This window comes from Candidatus Chloroploca sp. Khr17 (assembly GCF_004138165.1).
In the GTDB taxonomy this organism is placed as follows: Bacteria; Chloroflexota; Chloroflexia; order Chloroflexales; family Chloroflexaceae; genus Chloroploca.
This window is the reverse complement of sequence record NZ_RYFF01000100.1, coordinates 1-8,664: the sequence shown is the minus strand read 5'-3', so window position 1 is coordinate 8,664 and position 8,664 is coordinate 1. Positions and strand designations below refer to the sequence as shown.

At 57.1% G+C, this 8,664-nt stretch carries 7 protein-coding genes and 1 pseudogene; 2 read left to right on the top strand and 6 right to left on the bottom strand.

Going from position 1 to position 8,664, the window contains the following annotated elements; all coding sequences use genetic code 11:
- The 5 genes and pseudogenes from EKD05_RS24660 to EKD05_RS24640 form a co-directional block, all read right to left on the bottom strand.
- The coding region (locus tag EKD05_RS24660; RefSeq protein ID WP_240695926.1) for a collagen binding domain-containing protein at positions 1-1,466 on the bottom strand (1,466 nt) is incomplete at its 3' end.
- Between the two features lie 192 nt (positions 1,467-1,658).
- A pseudogene (locus EKD05_RS27365) lies at positions 1,659-2,075 on the bottom strand (M23 family metallopeptidase); the annotation flags it as partial.
- A 305-nt stretch (positions 2,076-2,380) separates the two neighbouring features.
- Entirely contained in the window at positions 2,381-3,265 is an 885-nt protein-coding gene (locus tag EKD05_RS24655; protein ID WP_129678176.1) for a hypothetical protein, read from the bottom strand.
- A gap of 153 nt (positions 3,266-3,418) precedes the next feature.
- Complete coding sequence (locus EKD05_RS24650; protein ID WP_129678174.1) at positions 3,419-3,973, bottom strand: hypothetical protein; 555 nt, start codon at positions 3,971-3,973, stop codon at positions 3,419-3,421.
- Positions 3,974-4,140: 167 nt separating this feature from the next.
- Positions 4,141-4,569 carry a response regulator transcription factor gene (locus EKD05_RS24640; protein ID WP_165360958.1) on the bottom strand — a complete coding sequence of 143 codons (429 nt, stop codon included), beginning with the start codon at positions 4,567-4,569 and terminating at the stop codon, positions 4,141-4,143.
- Between the two features lie 394 nt (positions 4,570-4,963).
- On the opposite strand from EKD05_RS24640, the gene EKD05_RS24635 reads away from it, so the two are divergent.
- A complete protein-coding gene (locus EKD05_RS24635) occupies positions 4,964-5,827 on the top strand; it encodes a prenyltransferase (protein WP_240695927.1) in 864 nt (287 codons plus the stop codon).
- A gap of 259 nt (positions 5,828-6,086) precedes the next feature.
- On the opposite strand, the gene EKD05_RS24630 is transcribed toward EKD05_RS24635, so the two are convergent.
- Positions 6,087-7,058, bottom strand: a complete 972-nt coding sequence (locus tag EKD05_RS24630) for a DUF4351 domain-containing protein (protein WP_129678165.1) — start codon at positions 7,056-7,058, stop codon at positions 6,087-6,089.
- A gap of 714 nt (positions 7,059-7,772) precedes the next feature.
- Between EKD05_RS24630 and EKD05_RS24625 the strand changes: the two genes are divergently transcribed.
- Positions 7,773-8,375, top strand: a complete 603-nt coding sequence (locus tag EKD05_RS24625; protein WP_129678163.1) for a transposase — start codon at positions 7,773-7,775, stop codon at positions 8,373-8,375.
- Positions 8,376-8,664 lie beyond the last annotated feature (289 nt).

Here is an 8,664-nt window from a genome sequence, read left to right as displayed (position 1 = left end):
AAGTTCTGGCCGGTCAGATCGCCGCTGACGGTCACACTCAGACTGGTCGGGCTAAAGCTGAAACCGTCCTTGCTCGGCGTGAGCGTATAGCTGCCGGCGGGCACGCCGCTGATGGTGTAATCGCCACTGCTCGTGGTATGCGCAAGGCGCGTACCGTCGCTGATGGTCACGTCGCTGAGACCGTTGCCATTGGCGTCGGTGACGCGCCCGCTGATGCTGTAGGTCGCTGGAGGAATGAGCGTGCCAGTGAAGTTCTGGCCGGTCAGATCGCCATTGACGGTCACACTCAGACTGGTCGGGCTAAAGCTGAAACCGTCCTTGCTCGGGGTAAGCGTGTAGCTGCCGACGGGCACATCGCTGATGGTGTAATCGCCACTGCTCGTAGTATTCGCAAGGCGCGTACCGTCGCTAATCGTCACGCTGCCAAGCCCGTTGCCGTTGGCGTCGGTGACGCGCCCGCTGATGGTGAAAGTGAGCAGGGTCGCGGTGAAGTTCTGGCCGGTCAGATCGCCATTGACCGTCACACTCAGACTGGTCGGGCTAAAGCTGAAACCGTCCTTGCTCGGCGTGAGCGTATAGCTGCCGGCGGGCACATCGCTGATGGTGTAATCGCCACTGCTCGTAGTATTCGCAAGGCGCGTGCCGTCGCTGATGATCACGCCACCAAGCCCGTTGCCGTTGGCGTCGGTGACGCGCCCGCTGATGGTGAAGGTCGCGGGAGTAAAGAAAAAGCGAGGCCAGAAGCCAAGTGCAGCACGATAGCCGGTGCTTGTGGCGTAGCTACCGCTGGCGATGGTCTGCCCTGCTGTACTGTTCAATCGATAATTGCCCGACTGATGCGACTCACCACTGATCGCGCTCACATCTGAGCGCAGGCGGTAGCTGGCGGAGGATGGCTGAGCAGGATAGAAATCCAGGCGGGTGCTCTGCTCGACGGTCTGGGAGAGGTTGCCCGCCCGGTCGCGGAACTGTACGCAGACACGGGCCGTGTCGCCGTGCTGACCAACGGCCTGCCACCAGATGCGAGGCTGAAAGGGCTGCCAGGCACCCAATGAGTCACACGTACTGCCCACGCGCACGTCCTGGACACCGCTATGCTGATCAGTAGCAGTCAGGTCGAGCGGCATACTGACACTGCTGGCGGTCGCCCAGCCATGATTCAGCGTAAACGACCCCGTTGGCGCAACGGTATCAACGGTAAACGACCAGATGTTGGTGAAGTCACTACTTGTGCCACCATCGCCTGATCGTACTTTCCAGGTGTAGGTGCCAGCCGCAAGATTCGTGAGGGTAAAGCTTGGTTCACGGAACCACTCTTGCTGAACAATCGGCTGACTCTGTCCCTGACGATAGACTATAATTGAGAAATCGCGGTAGGGGTTTGGCTTATTGTCGGGGTCGCCATTGTCCTTCCATGACAGTGTGACACTGGTACTGCTGCTGGCGCTGCCGTCGGCGGGAGACAAGAGGGAAGGCGGGTTGGGGGGGCGGTTGGCTGGTTGAAGACTCCGTCGAGCATCAATGAAGCTAGAGGGATTAACCCATCCTTGGTCTGATGGTCGTTCTGTCGATATTCCTCGGCTTCCCCCCCAATAACCAGGTCCAGGGGGAAACGAAGTGCTATTTACTGGTGATTTGACATAGAAATTCCTGATCTCGAAGTGAAGGTGTGACCAACCTCCCTGATCCCAGATTGTTGCGATCTGCTGCCCTCTGCTCACACTCTGATTTGCTGAAACACTCGCTGCCACATGCCCATACATCGAATACCAGATTTCACCATTTGGCAACTGGTGCTCAACAATTACAACATCACCGGGGTAGCCCGCATAAGCTGCATATTTAACAATACCAGTACCTATTGCGTAGACTGGCAGCCCTATTCCAGCAGCAAAATCTCCTCCGCATGGCCCCCAGTCTTGTCCAGCATGAAAACTGTCATATATTTTACCATTTGCCTCGTATAAGTAGGCACCAAAATTTTGTGCCACACACCACCCATTATGATCAGGCGGTTCAAGAGGATAATCGAAACCGTCTACAATTTGCTGAAGTACAACAATAGGTTGCTGCATTTCTTCATTATCTTGTAGCTTATCCATCTGAAATGCGCCATATGCTACCGATCCAACCCCAAACTGCATGGCTAGCAGCAGATTTACTACCACCATTAGGGCGATAAAACTTCGTGTGACCACATTCGCTTTCATGATGACTTCCTTTGCATTACAAGAATGCACATGTATGGCTTAGGGGGTGTCACCAACTATCGCGGTTGGCAACACCCTTGTATCCCGGGGTCGGAGGTGTATAACGGTCTGAGAAGGCACCTTACGCAATGGAAGGTAACTTTCTCAGAGTTCTCTAGGCAAGGATGTGTCTACAAGCCAGCGATGATCGATACTTTTCTGCCACCACGATCATCAGTCCCCCCCCGAAACCCAAATTGCAAGTCAGCATTAACTTCTTCGGTACGTGCTCTGATTTGCAATCGCAAATCACCACCCCTGAAATTCGATACGACGCTGTGAAGTGCGAATTCGACGTATTGTCCGTCCATCTTAAAGAGGGTATGGGTTGGTATTCTGGTAAGAACCACACCATCTGTCTCCAACCACAAAGTTCCAGCAGAACCAGCAGATGGTTCTAACCTTCCAGTTAATGTTGCCATTACAAACACATCACCAGCCGGTAAATTATTGAAAACAACCTCACTAACGAGAGTGTTTTCATTAGCCCCTTGAATGCGGACATATTGATTATCTGTGGCATGCAAAGCAACAATGGTTTGCTTGCTACTGCTAATACTTCCATCTGGTACCGTCCCTGCCACGGTCGCATAGCCCCCATTTAAGCGTTCCCGTGGCGACATCTCGGCATCGCCGTTTACGCTGATGCCTAGCCACAGTGGTGCGCCAAACAGGTTGACTGGGATCGGGGTTACACTGCCCAGGGCGACGTTGAACAGGCCGTTGCTCACTGGCACGGCATTGCTCCCACTACGCTGCTCCGTCCATACCGCTGTGCCGCCCGTAGACGCGGTATAGAGATTGAAGGTCATCGGTAGGGTGGCGCTGACCGGCGTACCACCAGGGTTGGTCAAATGGCCCTGGTAGCTGATGGTGGTCGTTGTCGCGTTACCAGCAGGTGCCGCTTGCCACGTTGGGCCGGCCAGCGTGCTGGTGGCGATCATCGCGGCTGCAAGCAGTAGGATGCTCAGGCCGTTTGCGAGCAGGAGTGTGCGGAAGGTGACGGTGCGGTTCATGGGATCATTCCTCTCGTTATTCGATCAATATGGCACAAGCATTTCAGCTGTCACTACAGATAGCAAGCCAATTAAAAGGCATCCCCTGACCATCGCTCCAGCTTTTTCCGTTATCAAGGTGGAAAAAAGCTGTGAAACCGTCTGGTCGTCCGGCTACGATAGGGATAACATCGGCATGATACGTCCAGGATGGTTGTAGAAAAACCTGAAAATGGTGTTTGCATAGATGCCCAGCCATAGTGGTGCGTTGAGCAGGCTGACCGGGATCGGGGTTACACTGCCCAGGGCGACGTTGAACAGGCCGTTGCTCACCGGCACGGCGTTGCTCCCAGTCCGCTGCTCGGTCCATACCGCTGTGCCGCCCGTAGGCGCGGCGTAGAGGTTGAAGGTCATCGGTAGGGTGGCGCTAACCGGTGTGCCGTCAGGATTGGTCAAATGGCCCTGGTAGCTGATGGTGGTCGTTGCGGTGCTACTAACCGTGTTGGCAACATTGGAATTAGCCAAGGTATTTGAGGCTAAAAGCATGAAGGCAACCAGGCAGAGGGTTACTGTGTTGATCGCAATTTGCGTGCGAAAGGTAATTGATCGGTTCATCTGATGAAGCCTTTCCTGGTATGAGCTCGATTTTCTAGATGGCAACGCTTTTGTCAGACGGCGCCCTGGCAATGTGCTTTTATGAACCGAATCGTAGCCTGATTTCTTTTCCATCGCTACCTGTCATTCTTGAGTGAGAAGAAAGTCCTACCTGTCAGTAGTCCTTGCCCCTAATTGTTGTGTCAAGTTCACTGTGGTCGTCTCTGTCTCCTCTTTCCTCTTTCCTCTTTCCTCTTTCCTCTTTCCTCTTTCCTCTTTCCTCTTTCCTCCTTCCTCCCACACTATGCCTCCCTCTGCCGGTAGTACTCCACCGCAGCAGCTGTGCGGTTGGACACCCCGAGCTTGTGGCAAGCATGCAGCAGGTGCTGCCTAACGGTGGAAATGGACACGTCCAGGTGGGTCGCAATCGCATCGTCACGCAAGCCCTCTGCCACGAGATCAAGCACGCGGCACTCCTGCGGGCTCAGTGCGACCTGCTTCTGCCGTGCGCCGTCACCGACGGGTAGCCAGTAGCGCACGGCGTAGCGCACCGCTGCTGCCGTGCGGTTCGGCGCACCCAGCTTCACGCAGGCGTGCCGCACATAGTGGCGTACCGTCCAGGGGCTGAGGAAGAGCCGTGAGGCGATCTGTCGGTCACTGGCACCACGGGCTACCAGGGTCATCACGTCGTGCTCGCGTGTGGTCAGGAGGTTGTCGGAGTGGGAAGTCATTGGGTTGATCATCTCTGAACTGCCGCTGCCCGTGCCACTATCGGGATCTGTTCCGCTTGGCCTCGGTTGGTTCGTTGTTGTTCGCTTCTCGCTATGTTCAACCAGTTCACCAGACGTTTTCCAACGTCAGATGACGCGATGCGGGGATCAGAAACGGTTCACACTTGGGGGAAAGCACCACCCTGGGAGCGCGGGCGGCTCGCCCGCTCTGGTCTGGATGCGGGCGAGCCGCCCGCGCTCCCAGGAGAAATGTGAACAGTTACGATCAGAGAGACGTTTGCACGATGCTCATGCCAAGATATATAATCTGTCTTCACGGCACGACTATCGTTGGCGCACGCTATGTTCGGGGTTTGGTCACTCTCTGAGGATCGTGAGGAAAGCTGTGGTTCTGATGCGCGGCCTCTGGCAGATGAGCCGCCCCCTCATTTTGCCGAGCGGGGTGCTGGCCTATGCGGTGGGGGTTGCCATGGCCAGGTACGCAGGCCACCCGATCATCTGGGGCGATCAGGCGCTTGCGTTGACCCTCACGATGCTGGCTAACCTAGCGGCTCACTATGCGGATGAGTATGCTGATGCTGATACCGATGCGCTTGCGGTTCACACGGGTATCTCTGGCGGAAGCGGCGCGATTGCCGCAGGGCTCGCCACGCGCACGCTAGCGCTGAACGCTGCACTCTTTGTGAGCGCCCTGACGATCGTGGGTGGTATCGGAGCGGTGCTCAGTGGTCGGTTGCCTCTGGCGGCCGGTCTCATCCTGCTGATTGGTCTCATCGGCGGCTGGGCCTACTCGCTGCCGCCCCTGGCGCTCGAGCGGCGCGGATTGGGCGAGATCACGAATGCCCTGCTCGGCGGCCTCCTGATGCCCTTGATGGCCTATGCGACCGCTGCCCACCACGCGCCGCCGCTCGAGGTCTATCTCCAACTCGCCCCGATGGTGGCGGCTGCGCTCACCTGCATTCTGGGGGTGCATTGGGCCGACCGCAACGCCGATGCCCTGGTTGGCAAACGCACCCTGGCGGTCATTCTCGGCCAGCGGCTGCGCTGGCTTTGGTGGGCATGGATTGCCCTGGCTTATCTGCTGCCCCTGCTGCTAACGCCGCACATCATCCCCCCCGCCGTCGCGCTTGCGGGCCTGCTCACGCTGCCACTCGGCCTGTATGTTGGCTTCCGTGCGACCCGTACCGACTCAGCCGCGCCGGGCGCGGGGCTGATGATCGCGTTGATGCTCGCCCATACCGTTGCCTACTGGGTCTGACCCATCGAGGGGCAAGCAACCCATCTGGTGCCTCTAGGCCCAGGCTTTTGCCAGGAAGGTTGAACCCTGTTGACGCAAAGGCGCAAAGGCGCAAAGCTGTGCATGCAGCTCCCTAGCCCCAAGACGGTGCAAAGAAGCTAACGCGAAGCCGCGAAGGCGCGAAGGGTGACGCTCACCGACGCAAAAACCTTTGCGCCTTTGCGTCAAACAAACCACCGCACAGTGACGCGCAAGCGCTTTCGGTGACTGACGATGGACGTTACGCTCCAGCTTTCTGCTGATTCAGCCAGGCCGTCAGATCGCTGAGGGTGTCAAACTCCAGCAAGGCCTCACTTAACGTGAGTAACTGTTCGGGCGTCAAGGCCAAGACCTCACGTTGGGTGGCCTCAGGCAACCGTCCAAGTTTGCGCGTGAGTTGGCGAAGGAGCAAAGCCTGGCGTTCCTCTTGCCGCCCTTCTTGCCGCCCTTCCTTCCGCCCTTCCTTCCGCCCTTCTTGCCGTCCTTCTTCCCGCCCCTTCAATTCCCATTCTGTGATCAGTTCCACGACTGCCTCCTGGATTGGTGTCTGCCATGTGGCAACTTCCGCCTCAAACCGACGGGTCTCGGCGTCATTCAAGGGGAGATAGATGCTGACAAAGGCGGCCAGCATCCGCCGCTGCGCCGCTGTCACGGGCAACCCCGTCAGCATGCGCAGACAGGCTGCTTTGACCTGCCAGCGTTCCTCACGCGGAATCCGCATGCGCGCCATCAAGGCCGCCGCCAGGGGATTCGTACTGCTCAGATAGGCGCGCCAGTCCAACTGGTTCAATTGTATCATGAGGTACTGGAACCGGAGCACGTCATGGCGGCCAAGCGTGACCTGATGCCGATCCGGGGCCAACCGACGTGGGCTGGGATACGAACAGAGCGCGATCGGATAGATTGGAACGTCGTACCGGTCAGAGAACCGGGCAAAGTAGCGAAACATCCGGCGGGGCAACTGGGCATCGCGCTGAGCTTGATGTTCCAGATGAATGAGGAAGGTCGCCAGCCCCTCGCGCCCCTGCGCCTGGATCACGAGGTCGGCGGTGTGGCGGTCAGGATCGAGCAAGTCCACAAACGACTCGGGCGCGAGCAGGATCAGTGTGTCAGGGTCAAGCAGCGCGAGGATATCCGCAGCAAAGAGGTCGAGAAACTCGCCGAGAAACGAGCTGAGCAGTTGCTTGAAGATGCCATCATGATCGAGCGCCATCGCGTGCCCTCAGTGGGAACAAGGCTCGTCCCGTGCGGGTGAACGCGGAACGAGCCAGAAAAGAACGTATGTGCGATGCTATCATACCACAACCCTCGTACGCACGCAAGCCGAGTCGTATGCACCTCAGGGCTACGCTGAAAATGAGGGAGCCAAGTTCCCCCATTTTCAGCGCAGCCCTGGTATGCACCTACCTTGGCGCACAGGCGCAAAGCTGCGTATAGAGCTCCCTGGCCCCAAGACGTTGCAAAGAAGCTCACGCGAAGCCGCGAAGCCGCGAAGGGTGACGCTCACCGACGCAAAAACCTTTGCGCCGTTGCGCCTTTGCGTCAAAAGAGCCGCCTTATTTGCGGTGAGCGATGACGGATGAGCGACGTCCAGCGTCGTGCGGTGCGCTGCTGCGCGGCCAATGGTCAGTGGGCCTAGCTTGGAGTGTCACAACATGTGATGACTCCTCTCTGTATGCGATAACAACATCGTTTTTATCTTCGCCGAGGGCATGGGATTGAGTTTCTCTATGCCCCGTGTTATAGTAGGCGAAACGATGACACAATGATGAGATTGTCGAGTTTCTCCTCATTGGTGTCGTGGATGTGCCGGTGACGATCGAGGAAGCCTCCACCACGCTCGACGAGTGCCAGCACCTCAAGCAGAAAGAGCTCCAGACAGGTCTCACAGACCTGTGAGGTCTTAGGTTTTAGCTAGGAACTGGCCATGTCCAAGCCACCTCAACTCCAGCCAGGCAGCTACTATCATATCTATCACCGGGGGAATAACCGCGAGCATATCTTCCGCGAAGAGCGCAACTATCGCTACTTCCTGGATCTCTACACCCGCCACATCCACCCGATCGCCGATACATTCGCCTATTGTCTGATGCGCAATCATTTGCATCTGCTGGTACGGATGAAAGCTGCACCGCCGCCCGACCAGCAAGCTAGCAAGCTCTTCAAGCCTTCACAGTCGTTTGCTAACCTCTTCAACGCTTATGCCAAAGCGATCAATAAGGCATATGGACGGAGTGGAAGTCTGTTTCAAGAGCGTTTCGGACGGATCGAGGTCACTACGGAGCGCTACCTGTCGACCCTGGTGGTTTACATTCATAGAAACCCCCAGAAACATGGTTTTGTCACACACTACAGCGAGTGGCCGTGGTCTTCCTACCACACACTTTGCGGGCATCAGGAAACCAAGCTGGATCGGGCTAGCGTCCTGAGTTGGTTTGGCGGCCAGTCACAATTCATCGCCTTTCACCATGAGGTGATCGATGAGCAGGCGCTATCAGTATTTATTGATGAGGATGGAGATATGGGATAGAGACCTGTGAGGTCTCGCCATGCCGATCAAGGAGCACGCGATGAAAAGACCTCACAGGTCTTCTCGCCCCGATGAGGGTCTCGTCCAGACCTGTGAGGTCTTGCCATGCCGATCAAGGAGCACGCGATGAAAAGACCTCACAGGTCTTCGCGCCCGATGAGGGTCTCGTCCAGACCTGTGAGGTCTTGCCATGTCGATCAAGGATCACGCGATGAAAAGACCTCACAGGTCTTCTCGCCCCGATGAGGGTCTCGTCCAGACCTGTGAGGTCTCGCCATGTCTCGCCATG